Below are 16,823 nucleotides of genomic sequence, written 5' to 3' on the forward strand. Positions count from 1 at the left end.
CGCTCGGTGTGGAACGCTACCGACCGTAAAGGAACGAGAAAGGAAGCGATCATGGCAAGCGTCGAGGAGTGCCGGGCGGCACTGGTCAAGCTCGTCGCGCAGTTCGACGAGATCGACGCCGAGGACCGGGCCAAGCATGTGGTCGAACGCACGGTCAGCTGCCGCGTCTCCGACCTCGATGTGACCTTCTACGGGCGACTGCACCACGACGGGCTCGATCCGTTCGTGGAGTCGCCGCCGGCGAACGGCAAACCCGCCGACGTCCAACTGACGATCGTCAGCGACGACCTGGTGGCACTGGTCGACGGGGAACTGGACCTGGCCCGCGCGCTGCTCGGAGGCCGGGTCAAGGTCAACGCCAGCTTCGGCGACCTCCTCCGCCTACGCCGCCTCCTCTGACCCCACCATCACCGGCGCCTGTTGACCACCCTCCTGCCGCCCGCACACCGACTGGCCCAGTCGCGAACCGACCGGCCCAGTCGTACACCGGCCGGCCCAGTCGCACCGGCCGTTTTGTTCGCACACCGACCCGCCGTGGGCCCACCTCGCCGAGTGCCCGCCCGCCACCGCCTGACTCAGCCGAACACCGGCCTGTCACCGCCCGCCAGCCGAACGCCCACCCGCCATCACCCGACCCAGCCGAGCACCCGACCCGCGTCACCCGACCCAGCCGAGCACCCGACCGGCGTCAGCGGAGATCAGCTCACCGTCAGCCGCCTCTCCAACACCAGCCCCCCACCACCCAGCCCTACCGACTTCCCCACCCGCGTCAGCCGAACTGCCGGGTGATCAGCTCGTCCCAGCCGACCCCGACTCACACATGCCCGCAATCCCCCAGCGCTGCGGAGTACCCGACTGGCGTCAGCCGAGCGGCCCGGCATCAGATCGCCCTCAGCTGATCCTCTCAAGGACGGGCTTGACCGCGTCCTCCTCGGCCGGGGCGGCGCCCGCGGCAGCCCAGGCGGCGTCGCATGCCGCCCGCAGCCCGTCGATCCGGCTGCCGTCGCCGTCGAGCCGCAACGTCCCGTCCACCCACCGAGCCTGCCACCCGCCGCACGCACCGTCCCGCACTTCCGGGTACGGGGCCAGCAACCCCGCCAGATCCTCGGCCACGTACACAGGACGCTGATGCGGCGGCGCGGTGAGCACGTCGAGCGGCCTGGCCACCCCGGTGAGCACCAGCAGCCCGTCCACGCCCGCGTTGCGCGCCCCCTCGATGTCGGTGTCGAGCCGGTCTCCGACCACCAGCGGCCGCCGCGCTCCGGTACGGATCATCGACTCCCGATGCAGCGGCGGATCCGGCTTCCCCGCGTACACGGGCTCCACCCCGGTCGCCGCCGCGATCACCCGCGCCATCGCCCCGTTCCCCGGCAGCTCACCGCGCCCGGTGGGCATGGTCGCGTCACGGTTGGCGGCCACGAACAGCGCCCCCTGCCGCACCGCCAGCGTCCCCTCGGCCAGCAGTCCGTACGACAGACCGGCCCACATCCCCTGCACCACGGCCACCGGCTCCTCGGCCGCCGCCGTGACAGGCCGCAGCCCCTGCCCCCGTACCGCCATTCGCAGCCCGGCTCCGCCGACGACCAGCACCTTCGACCCCGCGGGCACCCGCTCGGCCACCACTCGCGCCGCCGCCTGTGCCGACGTCACCACATCGTCCCGTCCGGCGGGCACCTCAAGCTCCCGCAGATGAGCGGCGATCGCGGCCGGGGTCCTCGACGCGTTGTTGGTCACGTACGCCAACCGGACTCCCCGCCGCCGCGCCTCCCCCAACGCCACAGGCGCACCTTCCACGGCCCGCGGCCCGAGATAGACGACGCCGTCGAGGTCGAGCAGCAGGGTGTCGTACCCGTCGATCAGCACCGCGCCTCTTTCCGTCACCCGCTCACATCCCGTGAGACTCTAGCCCGCCCGATCACCACCCCCACGCGCCCCCGTCTCGAACCCCAGCCCGCCCCCGCCGCCAAGCCCCTTGACCATCACCACCCGAAGACGTTGACCAGCACCACCCGCGGGGCTTGCCATCAGGGCGTTCCCGAGGATTGCCCGCAACGATCCAACGCGCATGACCAGCACCATCCGGAAGGTTCGCCCAGATCCACCCGCGCGCATGACCAGCACCACCCTGTGCACTTGCCCGGCATGCCCCGAGACACTTGCCCGACACCCACCCGTGACGCTTGCCGCTACCACCCCCACGCGCATGACCACCGCGTCCGATGCGCACGCCCCGCACGCTCCAACCCGCTCGCGGCACCTCCAGGGCACTTGACCAGCACCACCCCCGAAGCACCTGACCAGGGCCACCCCCGAAGCACCTGACCAGCACCACCCTGACGTGCTTGATCAGCACACCCCTGACGTGCTCGACCAGCGCCACGCCGAGGCCTGCGACCAGCGCCATCTTGAAGGGCTTGACCAACCCGTCCCAACACGCAAACCCGGTAGCGCCCCTCTGCACCGACGGTCACCGCCCCACCGCAATCGACCCCGGCGGGAGATGCCCAACCCGAACATCAAGATGCGTCATGCCCGAATATCAAGATGCGTCATGGCGGTTCCTGGAGTTTCCTGGACAGTGTGACCGTCCTTCGCACCGCGCGGCTGGAGCTGCGCCCAGCAGGCCTGACCGACCTGCCCTCGCTCCTGCCTCACTGGAACCAACCGCTGGTGAACCGCTTCCTGTTCGACGATCAGGAGGTGACCGTCGAGCTCGCCACCACGCTGCTCACCGACAGCGACACCGACTTCGCCAGGCACGGGTACGGCCTGTGGAAGGCGTACCTGGACGGCGAGTTCGTCGGCGTGTGCGGCCTGCGCCTGCACGAGAGCTCCCGAATGGAGATCATTTACAGCCTCGAACCCGCCCACTGGGGTTCCGGCCTTGCCACAGAGGCGGCCGTCGCCGTCCTGGACGCCGGCCGACGAGCGGGCCTCAAGGAAATCCTGCTGGAGGTGGACGATGGCAACGTCGCCTCCCACCACGTGGCAGAACGCCTGGGAGCCGTGTTCGAGGACGCCGGGGACGGCCTCGTCAGGTATGTCATCACCGCAGACCCATCACCCCAGCGGCGCGACCACCCGCCGGCAGCCCCATCACCAACCCTCCCGTGAGTGGACACCAGCTCCGCACCGCATCCTCACGAGATCGAACACCTCGCCCCTGCGCACCGCCATCCTCACAGGGCTGAACACTTAACCCCGGCTGTCGTTTTCAGAAGCTGGCTGCACGGATGTCAGAACTACCCTGCACGTGACGCCTGGAGGTGGCGCCAGCTTCGGCGATCTAAGAGATAAGTCTTGGGTTCCTTAGGGTCCCTGTGGCCTGACGAGTCCCTGGACCTGCGCCTTCTGCTTGGGATTCCTGGAGTTTCCGAAGTTGATGAGACTTCAGAGATTCTGAAGGTCTATCGTTCTCCTCGATCGTCTGACATCGCTGATGAAGACGAGGAGGCGCGAGTTGAGCCTGTCCGTCGTGCGAGACCTCCGTGAGGCGCGTGCCCCGGTCGGCCCTGAAGAGCTGGTTGAGTTCGAGACCGACGTACTGGCCGGGTTCGTGCTCGCGCGCGCGGCTGCCGGCCTGTCAGACGCCACGATCAGCTCCGAAGTGATCCACATCGAGCAGGTCCGGGCGTGGCTCGGCCGGCCGTTGTGGTCGATGGAACCGGCCGACGCCGACGCCTACTTCGGCCAGGTACTACGCGGTGCGGCCAAGGGCACCCGCCTGTCGCGGGCCCAGGCGATCAAGACCTACTTCTTGTTCCTGGAACTCCGGCACAAGATCGAGATCCATCAGCTGACCGGGCACGTGGTGGAGTGCCCGATCGATGAGATGAACCGGCCGCGCGGGCAGAAGGACGCAGCGCTGCGGATCCCGCCCAGCGCCGAGCAGATCACCCGCCTGTTCGCCGGCTGGCGCGCAGAGCTTGCCACCTGTCGCAAGTTCGCCCCCACAGCCCGCAACTACACCGCGGCCCGGCTGATGGCCGAGGTCGGCCTGCGGGTGAACGAGGCTCGCAGCCTCGATCTGGCCGATGTCAAATGGGAGCTGGGTAGGTTCGGCAAACTCCACGTCCGCCTCGGCAAGGGCGCCCGCGGCTCCGGCCCGCGCGAGCGGATGGTTCCGCTGATCAACGATGCCGGCCGGACGCTGCGCTGGTTCGTCGAGGACGTCTGGGGCCACTTCGGCGACGACCACACCCGTCACGGCGTCCCGCTCCTGCCCTCCGAGCGCAAGAACGCCGACGGCAGCGCCGCCCGGGTCGGCACCGAAGCGTTGCGCGCCGCGCTGGCCGAAGCCGCCGCCCGGCACCTGCCGGACTGGAAAGAGAAGCTGACACCGCACGTTCTGCGGCACTTTTGCGCCAGCCAGCTCTACTTCGCCGACATGGATCTGATCGCCATCCAGGAGACCCTCGGCCACGCGTGGGTGGCCACCACCATGAAGTACATCCACGTCCATCGCACACACGTCGAAGAGGCCTGGCTCGCCGGACAGCAACGAGCCGCCGACCGGCTGAAGGGATTGATCCCATGAAGTGGAACCTGCGCCTGGCCGCCGCCAACCGCGGCATCTGGAAGGCCAGCGAGCTGCAGCGTCTGCTTGCCGAACGCGGCATGGTGATCAGCGCCGGGAAGATGTCCGGCCTGTGGTCGGGCCATCCGGCCAGCGTCAAGCTGGAGGATCTGGACGTCATCTGCGCCGTGCTCGGTTGCGGCATCGCAGAACTACTGATCCCCGAACCGGATCTCGTGCCCGTTCCTGCCGAGAGCGGCCAGGCCCGCGTCACAGCCGTGGGTGAGACGCCTGTGGTGACGCCCAAGCGGCGGGACGGACGGTCGCTGCCACCCGTCTAATGGGCTTCATCTCCCCGACCAAGCCGGCGGCGACCTGCGTGGGCTGCTATGCCTGGGGCGTGCTCCCGGGCCGATACTGTCGCGCCTGCTACACCTTCGGCCAACTCCACCAGATCGGCGAATGCGCAAGTTGCCACCGCGAGGTCCCGATCAAGAAGGGCTATTGCCGGCTGTGCTGGCTGCAGGCCAGCCTGGAGGCCAAAGACCAGGTCACCGTGCTGGAACCGTTCCTGCGCAGGCTCACCTGCCAGCAACTGTTCCTCAGCAACATGCACCGGCAGCGATCCCAAGGCCCTGGGCCGCGCATTGGACGGCAGGGACGCCGACGCTCCCGTCCCCAGCCGCCGCCCACTCAGCCAGAGATCTTCCCCCATGGCTGGGCTCAGCTGCGGCTGCCCATCACAGTGCGCCGCGACTACGCCAGGTTCGACCGGCGCCGGCACGCCGACCCGGCCAACCCGGCCTTACGCACGGCCCGCGCGGCGGCCACTGCCCTCGCCGAGGCTCGGGGCTGGACCAGGTGGATCATCAGTGACGTTGACCGGGCTCTGGTCATGCTGCTGTCCACCCACACTCCCGGCGACATGATCCGCTTCTCGGAACTGTTTCCCAAGCTGCGTCACCACGGCCTCAGCGTCGACCGCACCGTCGAAGTCCTCGCCCGCATCGGCCTGCTCGATGATGACCGCGTCCCCGCCTTCGACAGCTGGCTGGCCGGCAAGCTGAGCGGCCTCGCTCCCGGCATCGCCGCCGACGTCGAGGCATGGGCCCGCCTCCTGCACGAGGGCGGGCCTCGCCAGCGAGCGCGCAACATCCAGACCGTCTGGAGCTACGTCACCGAAATCCAGCCCGTCCTGCTCGCCTGGTCAGGCACCTATCCATCCTCTGCGGGAGGTCACCCGCGACGACATCATGACCATCAAGGACACCCTGCAGGGCGCCAAACGGGAGAACACCATCGTGGCACTGCGCTCGCTCATGCGTTTTTGCCGGAAAAGCGGGCGGATCTTTCGCGACCCCACCACCCGCATCCGCATCGCTCGCCGCCCGGACAAGGTGATCCTCCCCCTCGCCTCCGGCGACATCGACCGCGCCGTCACCACCGCGACGACACCGGCGATCCGCCTTATTCTCGCCCTGGCCGCCGTCCACGCGGCTCGGCCCAAGATGATCCGCGACCTCCGGCTCGACGACATCGACCTGGGCAACCATCGCATCACCATCGGCGGTCATCCTCGCCCTCTCGACGAGCTCACCCGGCAAGCGCTCCTGGCCTGGCTGGACTACCGGCGCAGCCGCTGGCCGAACACCGCTAACCCCCACCTGCTGCTCACTCAGCACACCGCGATGGAGACCTCCCCGGTCGGCAGGCTCTGGGTCACCAACGCCGTCCAGGGCCTGACCGCCACCCTGGAACGCCTTCGCATCGACCGCCAACTCGAAGAGGCTCTGACCCGCGGCCCCGACCCTCTGCATCTGGCTGCCGTGTTCGGCATCGACGACAAGACCGCCATCCGCTATGCCAATGCCGCCCGCCACCTCCTGCAATCCACCGCGGAAACGCCCGAACCACCGTGACACCATAGGCGTCGTGATCCCCGCGGATGAGCTCGTCAGCCGAAGCCTGCTCCAGGTGACGGTGTCCTGGCACACCCATCCGAGCGATGATCAAGCCTCACTGGTGCACATGTGGTTACACCTGAGCGATCTCGGTCCAGTTCGCTTTCACACCGCCCCCGACGCCTCGCTCGAGCTGACGCTCGATCAACCACACGACTCCTATGACATGGACGAGTACGGCCAGGTCACCGTCGGTCCCGCCGCAGAGAACTTCCTGATGAGCCGATTCATCGGCCAGGCAGTCCGAGCCGTTCACCGCATCATCGACCACCGGATCGAGACCGAGATCGGCCTCGGGCTCGAACTCGATCACGGCGAGGTGCGCATCCTCAACCTGGGCGACGAACTGGTCATCACCGACTCCGCCCTGCCAGACGCGCTCGAAGCCGCCCTCCGCTGACACTCTTCGCAACGTTCAATGCGCTGAACCCACGAGGCGAACAGGTGTTGAGATGCCGAACCCACGTGAGTTCCGGCTGAAGAACCTTCAGTTCGCGTGAACTCTGGGACTTCAAGGCCCCCCGCTCGGGTCCGTGTCGCCAGCCGCAAAGTAGTGCTCTAGCCGTAGGTCAGCGCGGTCAAGACTGCTGATCGCGGGCTGCAATCTCGTCGTGTTCGCGGAGCATCCGCAGGATGGTGACGGCTGAGGGGTTCTGCCCCTTCTTCTTGCCCCTGGTGCCGGGGTTCCGCAGTTGGTGTAGCCGGATAGTCCATGAATTCGCGGGTTGACGTGCGGGAACGCGCTGTCGGCTGGCGTGACGGAGTGTATCTATGTCCGGAGGTTCGGCCTGGTCAGCGGCCTGGCGGGGTGAGCTGGTAGATCATGGGCGGAGGGTCGATCTTCAGGGCATGGAGCAGGTCGCGTCGGTTGTGCAGCGACTGATGCATCGAAGCGGAGGCTTCGCTGGTGAGCGGGCTTGAGCTCGCGCTAAATCATTGGACGCGTTGGGTGTGACCGTGTTCGATCGCGGGATGACTATCTTGTTGAGCACGCCGGGTGCCGGTGACCTGGACGAAGTGGTGCGCGCGCTGGCGGAGTGGCGGCGCGAAGGGGCCTCGATGCAGCTGCATCCAGGGGACGTCGGGTTCTACTGGCAGTTTGGCCCGGAGAGGACCGCCGCGGCGTTGCGAATGTGGAGTCGTGAGGGCAGGATCCTCGGGGTCGGCCTGCTCGACGGGTCCGAACTGGTGCGGCTGGCGGTCGACCCGGAAGCGCGAATGGATGAAGACCTCGCGCGGCAGATGGTCGATGACGTGTCGCGACGCGAACGCGGCGTCCTGGCGGCGGGCAAGGCCCATGTCGAAGCGCTCTGGGACGGCCGATTCCGGGAGTTGTTGCAGGAGAGCGGCTGGGAACTTGATGAGCCGTGGATCCCGATGGTGCGTGACCTGAGCGAATCCGTGGAGGACTGCGGCCTGCGCATCGAGGTTGTCGGCCCCGAACAGGTCGACGACCGAGTCGCGGTTCACCGCGCGGCATTCCAAGGGTCGAAGTTCAGCGCGGAACGATGGCATGCCATGGCGGCCGGGACGCCGTACGCCAATGCTCGATGCCTTGTGGGGTACAACGACCAGGGCGACGCGGTCGCGGCCACGACCGTCTGGTCTGCGGGTCCGGGGAAGCCCGGCCTGCTTGAACCCCTTGGAGTGCACGGCGATCATCAGGGACACGGTTACGGCAAGGCGATGGCGGTCGGTGCCGCGGCGGCTCTGCGGGACATGGGGGCGTCCAGCGCGACCGTGTGCGCCGAAGCCTCCAACACCGGGGCCGTCGCTACCTATCGCTCCGCCGGGTACCAGCCGCAAGCCGAGGTGCGGGACCTGAGCCGGGTCGAGTAAGGCGTGCTTGTGGGGGCGACGTGGTGCGGTTCCAGTCCGACTCCGAAGGGGTGCCTGGGCCGTCGGGCGCCTCCAGGTCCTCGGGCGTGACCGGGGGCACGCGCCACCCGAAGATTCCTCACCACCGCCAGGCCCAACTTCGGCCTCCTCGCCTTCACCCGGTGAGCAAGAAGCTCGGCCACGCCGACAGAGCTTCACACAGAGTGAAGCCACTTCAACTCCTCGTGATCAACTGGGGAAGGCAGGAAATCCCAGCTCCCAGGCCACAACAGCGGCAACCGGGGCGGTAGAGACGGCCGGGAACTCAGGGGTTATTTCGTACATGGCCGGTGGAGCGCGCCGATGGGCCACGGGCCCGCATCGCGTGGAGCGTCCCGAAAGTCGTCCCTGTATGGCCAGCGAGCAGCCGGTCGCGCTCACCATGTCACTCTTAGAAGTTCTCTGCACGGATGTCCGAAGTCCTGTGCAAGGCGGCGCACCGGTCTTGTTACCTTCTCCCGTCGGCACTCGTCATAGGGGCGACTGCGCCTGGCCGTCGTCCATGCTGGGATCTCACCGTCGCGCACGCGAGTACGGAACAAACGCACCATAGCGCAGAGGACTACTGACAATCCGATGCTTCACAGTCCTCTGCACAGAGCCGCGAATGCCCAGGCCGTCCGTGCACGCGACTTCAGAAAGTGACACCGGCGCACAACCTCACATCTCGCTGCGCGCCTTCAACGTGGCCCGGACGCTGCGCAACGCCGAAACGTAGTTGCGATCGTCAGGCCGCATGGCGACGGCGATCGCCAGCGGCTCCTGGGCCGCCTCGATGTCGCCGGTCCGCCACAACGCGAGGCCCAAGCCGAAATAGGCGTAATCCTCCGTGGGATTGTCATCCACGATCCATTGGAAACTGCTGGCCGCGTCCTCATACCGGCGGGAGTTGAACTGGGCGCGAGCCAGCGCCTCCCTGATGCTGCGCGACTCAGGCTCCGCGTCGGCGGCACGCTCCAGCAACGCGGCGGCGGCAGCCGGGCTGCCTTCCTGCAGGAGTTTCACCCCCCGCTGGTACCAGTCATAGACGTCACCTTGAGGAGTTCCGGGGGATTCAGTGTGGCCGTTGGCGCCTTCCATGATGAGTGAGCCCTCCTTCATCGGCGTACGAGGGGAGTTACGGAGCGAACACCACCGGGCGTTGTGGCGACTACGGGAAGACTCGGGTGTTTATGGCAGCATGCCCGGTATGGGGAATTCTGAACTGCCGATACCGGACGGGCTGACCCTTCGCCCGTTCCGGGGCGTCCGCTTCGCCGTCGACGATCCCGCCAAGGTGACCTCCCCGCCTTACGACCTGATCTCCGACGGGGATGTGCGCGCTCTTCTTGACGCCCATCCCAACAACGTCGTCCGTCTCATCCTTCCCCTTTCACCCGGCACCGATTCGCAGAAGATCCCCTCCGCCCCTAAGACCTCCGGCGACCCAGCCTCACCGAAACCCCCCGAGACCTCCGGTCACCCGGTCTCGCCCGAGTCCCTCGAATCTTCCAAGCCCAGCCGGCCCCTTGACCTCTCCGATTCCCTCGCGCCCTCCGATACCTCTGGCTCCGCCGAATCCCCTGAAACCCCCGATACGGCCCCAAGCCCAGGCCAGGAGCCGCTCGACCCCCGGTACGCCCAGGCCAGAAGAACGTTGCAAGCTTGGCTCGAGTCAGGCGTGCTCGTCCCCGACGAACAGCCGGCGCTCTACGTGTACGAACAGCGCGGCCCAGGGGTGCTGCAGCGTGGCCTCATCGGCGACGTCTGCCTGCCAGATCCGGCGCAGCGCATCGTGCTGCCGCACGAGGACGTGCTCCCCGGTCCGATCGCCGACCGTCTCGCCCTCATGAGCACCGCCCAGGCCAACCTGGAGCCCATCTTCCTTCTCTACAACGGCCAGAACGGCACGGCGACCCGCTTCGTGGACGAAGTGGCCACCGACCGCCCGCCCCTGGTCACCGCGCACACCGAAGACGGCCTCACCCACCGCCTCTGGGCGGTCACGGACGAGGCCGAGATCGCCGCCGTCAATGCCGACCTCCACCCCCGTCAGGCCCTCATCGCCGACGGCCACCACAGGTACGCGACCTACCGCATCCTCCAACGCCGCGAACACGCCCTCCACCCTGACGTAGCCCCATCAGGCCTCATTAGCCCCAACGAACCCCACCCAAGTCAGCCGACCCCGACGATCCAGGCGGCCCCAATCCAGAGGGACATGGCCGAGACCGACCCGACCCAACCCGGTCAGCCAGCCGAACTCGACCCGGCCCAACGCAGTCAGCCCGCCCAGCCTGACCACACCCACCCCGGCCACCCCGAGCAAGGGCACGATGAAGGCACCGGACAGCAGGTCAAGCGGAGTCCGTGGGACTTCGGGCTGGCGTTGCTGGTGGACACCGATGCGTACCCACCTGACCTGAAGGCCATCCATCGCGTCATCCCCCGGCTCACCTTGGACGAGGCGGTGGCCAGGGCCAAGGGATCGTGGCGCGTACGGGACTTCGCGAATCTCGACGAGGGGCTGGCCGCACTGCACGACACCGAAGGCCCGGCCTTCCTGCTGGCCTGCGGCGATGACGCGCACCTGCTCACCAATCCGGACCCGTTGCAGCTCGCTCAAGCCATGCCGGCGGACCGCTCAGCCCGCTGGAACTCGCTGAACACCTCCATCCTCACCGAGTTCGTCATGCCCAAGGTCTGGGGTCTGCGGGACGACGAGGAGACAGTACGCATCGTGCACCACGACGCGCGCGCCGCCGCGGACCTCGCCGCCACCACGAACGGCACCGCCGTGATCCTGGAGCCGCTGGCCGTATCGGACGTCCTCGCCGTGGCGGCAGGCGGGGAACGAGTGCCGCGCAAGTCCACCTCCTTCGGCCCGAAACCGCGCACGGGCCTGGTCCTTAGAACCTTCGCCATCCACTGACAACAATCGGCTCGTGCCCGTCGGGCGTCCCGCATCGGTGCATAGGCTGAGCACCCATCTGACAACCGTTCGGCTCGCGGGGGCTTCCCGGTACACGCCCGGCATCCAGCGTCGGTGCCGGGTGGAGGCCCCCTGACAACCGTTCGGCTCGCGGGGCTCCCCCGCACCCGCCCGGCATCCAGCGTCGACGGCAGGGCTGGACGCCGCCTGGCAACTGTTCAGCTCGAGCTCTCCCGTACCCGCCGCGGCGGCAAGGCTGGACGCCGACATCACGAAGGCAGGAGGAGCACCCTCACTCACCCCGCCTTGGCGAGGACGGCGATCGGGCGGGGTGCGGAGGGGGCCGGTGGCTCGGTGGGCTCGTCCAGGGGGACCGGGTCGGCTTCGATGGCTCTGGCCGTGGCCACTTCGACCTCGTAGGTCCAGATCTTGGCGGACGCCGGGCCGAAGACGCGGCAGCGGAAGGCGCCCGTCACCTCCATGGCGTCGCGCGGTTTGAGGTCACGGAGGACATCGGCCACCTCCTGGTTGAAGCTGACGCACGGGATGCTGTCGGTGATCGTGCCTCCTCGGTTGTGTCTGCGGCGGCGCACCAGGAGCCGCCATTTCGTCATGGTGTCGCCGCTCGGCAGCGCCCGGTCCTCGACTGCCGCGGACAGCCGTCCCACCAGCAAGACCTCGTTGCGGTCCATCGTCGTCCTCCCATTGATGATCGGGTGGAGATCACTCTCTACGATGTGAGGAAGTCCGGTTCGGCTCGAACGCCGTTCTGGGGATAGCGGACACGGCTCGGGAGTGCCTGTGGACAACATCACCGCCCTAGGCGGCGACGTCTATGAGATCGACACGAAGATGGCCGGATATACCGGCATCACCGCCGGTTACCTGATCCTGGGTGACCGTCCTTGCCTGGTCGAAACCGGGACATCCACCTCCGCCCCGATCGTGCGCGACGCGCTGGCGTCCCTGGGTGTCGGCCCGGAGGATCTGGCCACTGTCGTAGTCACGCACATCCACCTCGACCACGCGGGCGGAGTGGGCGACATCGCCAGGTTCTTCCCGTCCGCGCAGGTCGTGGTGCACGAGAAGGGGGCGCGGCACCTGGCCGATCCGTCCAGATTGATGGCCAGCGCCAAGATGGTGTGGGGCGATCGCCTCGACACGCTGTTCGGCGAACTCTCCCCCACCGAGGCCGAACGCATCGTCGCGCTGGGCGACACCGGCTCCGTCGACCTCGGCAACGGCAGGACACTGAGCAGCCACTACTCCCCCGGCCACGCCAAGCACCACGTAGGGCTGATCGATTCGGCCACCGGTGACCTGTATGTCGGGGACGCGGCAGGCGTCTACCTCCCGGAAACGGGCGACCTACGCCCGGCCACTCCGCCGCCGGACTTCGACCTGCAGACGGCGCTCGACTCGATCGCGCTGTTCCAGGCATTGCAGCCGCAACGCCTGCTCTTCAGCCATTACGGACCTGTCGACGCGGTACGGGAGACCCTCGAACGATCGGCGGAGGAGCTTCGCATCTGGGTGGATCTCACCCGCCAAGCCCATTCCGAAGGCATGGACCTGGACCACGCCGTGGCCATGGTGCGCGACCGTACGAAGGAGCGTTATCGGGCTTTGTCCGGCGACGACGAGACCGCCGAGCAGTTCGAGCTGCTCAGCGGAGCTCCGTCGAACGTCGCGGGCATCCTCCACTGGCTCGACCGCGTGTCCCCGTGATCGTGGCCGGGGTCGCGGGGCCGCACTCGCCTCCCACCGCAGTCCCAGGCTGAGGTACGCACCCGCCTCTGGGCGCTGAAACGCATTCAGGGTACGCACCACGCTCGCGTGTCGCTAGAGCGGGTGCGTACCCCTGAATCAACTACTCGGGTTGCTTGCCGGGTTTGTCATCGGGCTGGTCGCCGAAGTCCGGCTCGATGAAGGACGGAGCGATCGGCACCGCCGAAGTGCCGGGCTTGTCCGCGTCTTCCCCGGCGACATCGTCGGCAGAGGCCGCCTCGCTCCCCGCCTCACCGGGCTCGACATCGGCAGGCTCCTCCGACGCGGGCTCGGCCGCACCTTCGTCGGAGTCAGAGTCGAAGTCGGAGCCGGCCTCGGCCTGCTCGGGCGAGGCATCGGACGGCTCGGGCGAGGCATCGGCCTGCTCAGGCGAGGCGTCGGCCTGCTCAGGCGAGGCCTCAGCCGGCTCGGGTGACGCGTTGGACGGCTCGGGCGAAGCGTCGAGGTCGGCCGCTTCACCCTCCGCGTCCTGCGGAACGGCGCCCTCAGCGGCACGCCCCGTCTCCTCGGAGGCCGCCGGGGCGGCCGGCTCGGCGGCTTCACCAGTCTCCGTCGGCTCGTCCGTCGCATCATCGGAAGCGGAGGTCTCCGGGGACACGAAGTCCTCGTCGAAGCCCTCCTCGACGTCCTCGATCGTCGCGCCCGTCAGCTCGGAGTACCGCTCGGCGGCGTCCGTCTCGCCATCCTCGTCGAACGCCATCGCCCTGCCGAACCAGTCGACGGCCGCGTCGCGGTGGCCCGCTTCCTCCAGCGCGTCCGCGTACGCGAACGCCAGTCGCGCCGACCACGGACGCGGCTGCGGGTCACGCAGCTCCGGCAGCCGCTGGAGCGTGATGACCGCCGCGTCGTGCTGGCCGAGGTCGCGGCGCGCCCCCGACTCCACGATCGTCAGCTCGATCCGCCCGGCCCGGTCCAGCCGCTCCGCCTCGGGCGAGCGCACCAGGTCGAGCGCGCGTTCCGGACGCCCCATCCCGCGCTCGCAGTCGGCCATGACTGGCAGGTACGCGTCCGAACCGGTCATTCGCCTGGCGGCGCGCAGATCACTCAGCGCCTCACTGAAGTGTCCCGCCCGGTAGGCGACGATGCCGGCCGCCTCCCGTACGACACCGATCCTGGCCGCGAACCTACGGGCCACCTTGGTGTGTTCGTGAGCCTTGTCGGGGTCGTCCTCCTCGAGGGCGCGCTCGGCTGCGACGAGGTGCCGGCCCACGAGCTCGGCCAGGTCCGAAGGCAGGGACCGCAGCTCCTCGCGCACCTCCTTGTCGAGCTCGTCGGCGCTGATGTCAGGGGCGACCTCGGGCAGCGGCTCGCGCCTCGGCGCGTCGCCCTCGCGGTCGTCCCTGCCGAAACGGGCACGGGTGCCAGGACGGTCCTCGCGCGAGAACGGCCGAGAGCCACCCTCACGACGGGGACCGCGGTCGTCGCGCCTGGGACCGCGGTCGTCGCGGTCACGGTAGGGACGGCGCTCGCCCTCGGGCCGGGAGCCACGGTCGTCACGGTCACGGTAGGGGCGACGCTCACCACGGTCCTGGTAGGGGCGGCCCTCACCACGGTCGCGGTACGACGGACGCTCGTCCCTATCCCTGGACGGACGACCCTCACCACGGTCCTGATACGGACGACGTTCGCCGCGATCCTGGTAGGGGCGGCGCTCACCACGGTCCTGATACGGACGGCGTTCACCGCGATCCTGGTAGGGGCGGCCCTCACCACGGTCGCGGTACGACGGACGCTCGTCCCCATCCCTGGACGGACGACCCTCACCACGGTCCTGATACGGACGACGCTCACCACGGTCCTGGAACGGGCGGTCGTCCCTGTCTCTCGACGGTCCCCGCTGGAACCCACGGTCGTCGCGGTCGCGGAAGGGACGACGGTCGCCCTCGCCACGGGGTCCGCGGTCGTCACGATCCCTGAAGGGGCGACGGTCGCCCTCACCACGCGGGCCACGATCGTCACGGTCCCGGAACGGCCGGCGCTCCCCGCCGGAGCCACGATCGTGCCGGGGGCCACGATCATCGCGATCCCTGAACGAGCGCCGCTCGCCCTCAGGCCGGGAGCCGCGGTCGTCACGGTCACGGTAGGGGCGACGATCACCGCGGTCCTGGTAGGGGCGGCTCTCGCCACGGTCGCGGTCGCGGTACGACGGACGCTCGTCGCGGTCCCTGGGGGGACGGCTCTCGTCGCGGTCGCGATACGGCCGACGGTCGCCACGGTCCTGATAGGAGCGGCCCTCACCACGGTCCTGGTACGGACGGCTCTCGCCACGGTCGCGGTACGACGGACGCTCGTCACGCCCCCTGGAGGGGCGGCTGTCGTCGCGATCGCGATAGGTACGGCGGTCGTCGCCCTCGCGGCGATCCCGGTAGCCGCCCTCGCCACGCGGTCCGCGGTCGTCGCGGTCGCGGAACGGCCGGCGGCCTCCGCTTTCGCCGCGCGGTCCCCGCGCCTGGCCCCCCTGGCCGCCTCGGTCGCGGTCCTGATACGGGCGCCTGTCGTCGCCCGAGCGGAATGGGCGGTCGCGCTCGTCACGCCCGCGGGAGCCGGATCCGCTGTCTCTGTCGCCGTACGAGCGCCTGTCCCGGTCGTCACCGCGCCCGCGCTGACCGCCGTCCGATCCGCTATCTCTGTTCACTTCTGGTCCATTTCGTTGGCTCACTCAGCGAGCCTGTGTCTGTCCGTACGGCCCGCCGTGGCTGGTCGCCGCCCGTCCCGGGCCTTACGCGACGAAGGCCACCCGTGGTTGGGGTGGCCCGGTACCTCCCCAGCCTAGCAAGCCGATGCACGTCCAAGTCCCGCCCGACCGCCAACGCCGGCTCAGAACTCGCCCCCACCCGGAGGCGCAGCAACGGCTGCAGGCACAGTCCCGGCTGACCTGCATATTCAGTGGCACGGCCGAAGCCGCTCCGCGAAACTGACCGCATGTCTTTGCGTTTCCATGAAATAGCCGAAGCCCGGCATCGCATTCTCAACCCCTTCACCGACGGCAAGCTCGACCTCCTGGGCGAGATCTGCCGCATCGAGCCCGGCATGCGTCAACTCGACCTGGCGTGCGGCAAGGGGGAAATGCTCAATCGTTGGTCCGCCCGCTACAACCACCAGGGCGTCGGCGTCGACATCAGCGAAGTGTTCCTCACGGCGGCAAGAGAACGCAGCCAGGAAATGGAGGTGGCCGACCGGATCGAGTTCGTCCAGGCAGACGCCGGAACGTACGAGGCCGAACCTGACGCGTTCGACATCGTCTCCTGCATCGGCGCGACCTGGATCGGCGGCGGACTCGCCGGCACCCTCGACCTGATGCGCCGCCCGCTCCGCCGCGACGGGATCGCCCTGGTCGGAGAGTGCTTCTGGACGACACCGCCCCCGGCCGACGCCGTACGGGCCTTCTCCGGGGAAGAGGACACCTTCGCCTCTCTCTCCGGTACGGAGGAGCGTTTCACGAAGGCCGGATTCGAGCTGCTGGAAATGGTGCTGGCCGGTCCGGACGACTGGGATCGGTACGTGGCGAGCCAGTGGTGGACGGTGAGCGACTGGCTCCGCGCGAACCCCGCAGACCCCGACGCCGAGGCGATGCGCGCGTTCCTGTCGCACGCCAGGCGTTCACACCTGGAATACGGACGCCAGTATCTGGGCTGGGGCGTCTTCGTGCTCCGCCCGGAGTGAAGTCTTGAAACAGAAAAGGCCCCGAGCACAAGCTCGGGGCCTTCCCTCATATAAAGATTGTCCGGCGGTGACCTACTCTCCCACACCCTCCCGAGTGCAGTACCAT

General features: G+C 68.5%; 15 protein-coding genes. 11 read left to right on the forward strand and 4 right to left on the reverse strand.

The window, feature by feature from the left end:
* The first annotated feature begins 51 nt into the window (after positions 1-51).
* Positions 52-399, forward strand: a complete 348-nt coding sequence (locus ACGFI7_RS27530) for an SCP2 sterol-binding domain-containing protein (RefSeq protein ID WP_393409536.1) — start codon at positions 52-54, stop codon at positions 397-399.
* A 492-nt stretch (positions 400-891) separates the two neighbouring features.
* Here ACGFI7_RS27530 and ACGFI7_RS27535 read toward each other — a convergent pair whose 3' ends face one another.
* Positions 892-1,881, reverse strand: a complete 990-nt coding sequence (locus ACGFI7_RS27535) for an HAD-IIA family hydrolase (protein ID WP_393409537.1) — start codon at positions 1,879-1,881, stop codon at positions 892-894.
* 699 nt (positions 1,882-2,580) lie between these two features.
* On the opposite strand from ACGFI7_RS27535, the gene ACGFI7_RS27540 reads away from it, so the two are divergent.
* The 6 genes from ACGFI7_RS27540 (at position 2,581) to ACGFI7_RS27565 (ending at position 8,316) form a co-directional block, all read left to right on the forward strand.
* On the forward strand, positions 2,581-3,114 hold the full coding sequence (locus ACGFI7_RS27540) for a GNAT family N-acetyltransferase (RefSeq protein ID WP_393409539.1): 534 nt from the start codon (positions 2,581-2,583) through the stop codon (positions 3,112-3,114).
* 346 nt (positions 3,115-3,460) lie between these two features.
* Positions 3,461-4,537: a tyrosine-type recombinase/integrase gene (locus ACGFI7_RS27545; RefSeq protein WP_393409541.1), complete on the forward strand. Its 1,077-nt coding sequence runs from the start codon at positions 3,461-3,463 to the stop codon at positions 4,535-4,537.
* On the forward strand, positions 4,534-4,857 hold the full coding sequence (locus ACGFI7_RS27550) for a helix-turn-helix domain-containing protein (protein ID WP_393409542.1): 324 nt from the start codon (positions 4,534-4,536) through the stop codon (positions 4,855-4,857). The genes ACGFI7_RS27545 and ACGFI7_RS27550 overlap by 4 nt, the downstream gene beginning before the upstream one ends.
* A gap of 912 nt (positions 4,858-5,769) precedes the next feature.
* Complete coding sequence (locus tag ACGFI7_RS27555) at positions 5,770-6,435, forward strand: hypothetical protein (protein WP_393409544.1); 666 nt, start codon at positions 5,770-5,772, stop codon at positions 6,433-6,435.
* A 13-nt stretch (positions 6,436-6,448) separates the two neighbouring features.
* Entirely contained in the window at positions 6,449-6,877 is a 429-nt protein-coding gene (locus ACGFI7_RS27560) for a hypothetical protein (RefSeq protein WP_393409545.1), read from the forward strand.
* Between the two features lie 551 nt (positions 6,878-7,428).
* Positions 7,429-8,316, forward strand: a complete 888-nt coding sequence (locus ACGFI7_RS27565) for a GNAT family N-acetyltransferase (protein WP_393409546.1) — start codon at positions 7,429-7,431, stop codon at positions 8,314-8,316.
* 699 nt (positions 8,317-9,015) lie between these two features.
* Here the strand turns inward: ACGFI7_RS27565 and ACGFI7_RS27570 are convergent.
* Positions 9,016-9,435 carry a tetratricopeptide repeat protein gene (locus ACGFI7_RS27570; RefSeq protein ID WP_393409548.1) on the reverse strand — a complete coding sequence of 140 codons (420 nt, stop codon included), beginning with the start codon at positions 9,433-9,435 and terminating at the stop codon, positions 9,016-9,018.
* 109 nt (positions 9,436-9,544) lie between these two features.
* Between ACGFI7_RS27570 and ACGFI7_RS27575 the strand changes: the two genes are divergently transcribed.
* Complete coding sequence (locus ACGFI7_RS27575; protein WP_393409549.1) at positions 9,545-11,266, forward strand: DUF1015 family protein; 1,722 nt, start codon at positions 9,545-9,547, stop codon at positions 11,264-11,266.
* Between the two features lie 296 nt (positions 11,267-11,562).
* Here ACGFI7_RS27575 and ACGFI7_RS27580 read toward each other — a convergent pair whose 3' ends face one another.
* Positions 11,563-11,958, reverse strand: a complete 396-nt coding sequence (locus tag ACGFI7_RS27580) for a single-stranded DNA-binding protein (RefSeq protein WP_393409550.1) — start codon at positions 11,956-11,958, stop codon at positions 11,563-11,565.
* A 109-nt stretch (positions 11,959-12,067) separates the two neighbouring features.
* On the opposite strand from ACGFI7_RS27580, the gene ACGFI7_RS27585 reads away from it, so the two are divergent.
* A complete protein-coding gene (locus ACGFI7_RS27585; protein ID WP_393409552.1) occupies positions 12,068-12,994 on the forward strand; it encodes an MBL fold metallo-hydrolase in 927 nt (308 codons plus the stop codon).
* Between the two features lie 142 nt (positions 12,995-13,136).
* On the opposite strand, the gene ACGFI7_RS27590 is transcribed toward ACGFI7_RS27585, so the two are convergent.
* Entirely contained in the window at positions 13,137-14,189 is a 1,053-nt protein-coding gene (locus ACGFI7_RS27590; RefSeq protein WP_393409554.1) for a hypothetical protein, read from the reverse strand.
* A 12-nt stretch (positions 14,190-14,201) separates the two neighbouring features.
* On the opposite strand from ACGFI7_RS27590, the gene ACGFI7_RS27595 reads away from it, so the two are divergent.
* Both ACGFI7_RS27595 and ACGFI7_RS27600 read left to right on the forward strand, forming a co-directional pair.
* Entirely contained in the window at positions 14,202-15,827 is a 1,626-nt protein-coding gene (locus tag ACGFI7_RS27595; RefSeq protein WP_393409555.1) for a hypothetical protein, read from the forward strand.
* A gap of 113 nt (positions 15,828-15,940) precedes the next feature.
* The gene (locus ACGFI7_RS27600) at positions 15,941-16,717 is read left to right on the forward strand and encodes an SAM-dependent methyltransferase (protein WP_393409556.1); all 777 of its coding nucleotides are present in this window, start codon (positions 15,941-15,943) and stop codon (positions 16,715-16,717) included.
* The last annotated feature ends 106 nt before the right edge of the window (positions 16,718-16,823 follow it).

Origin of the sequence: Nonomuraea sp. NPDC048826 (genome assembly GCF_043198225.1) — a bacterium.
Taxonomy (GTDB): Bacteria; Actinomycetota; Actinomycetes; order Streptosporangiales; family Streptosporangiaceae; genus Nonomuraea.

What these genes read in the sequence shown, in the direction of transcription:
- ACGFI7_RS27530 (WP_393409536.1), top strand. Translation starts at nt 52, where the DNA reads ATGGCAAGCGTCGAGGAGTGCCGGGCGGCACTGGTCAAGCTCGTCGCG.
- ACGFI7_RS27570 (WP_393409548.1), bottom strand. Translation starts at nt 9,435, where the DNA reads ATGGAAGGCGCCAACGGCCACACTGAATCCCCCGGAACTCCTCAAGGT.
- ACGFI7_RS27575 (WP_393409549.1), top strand. Translation starts at nt 9,545, where the DNA reads ATGGGGAATTCTGAACTGCCGATACCGGACGGGCTGACCCTTCGCCCG.
- ACGFI7_RS27555 (WP_393409544.1), top strand. Translation starts at nt 5,770, where the DNA reads ATGACCATCAAGGACACCCTGCAGGGCGCCAAACGGGAGAACACCATC.
- ACGFI7_RS27580 (WP_393409550.1), bottom strand. Translation starts at nt 11,958, where the DNA reads ATGGACCGCAACGAGGTCTTGCTGGTGGGACGGCTGTCCGCGGCAGTC.
- ACGFI7_RS27550 (WP_393409542.1), top strand. Translation starts at nt 4,534, where the DNA reads ATGAAGTGGAACCTGCGCCTGGCCGCCGCCAACCGCGGCATCTGGAAG.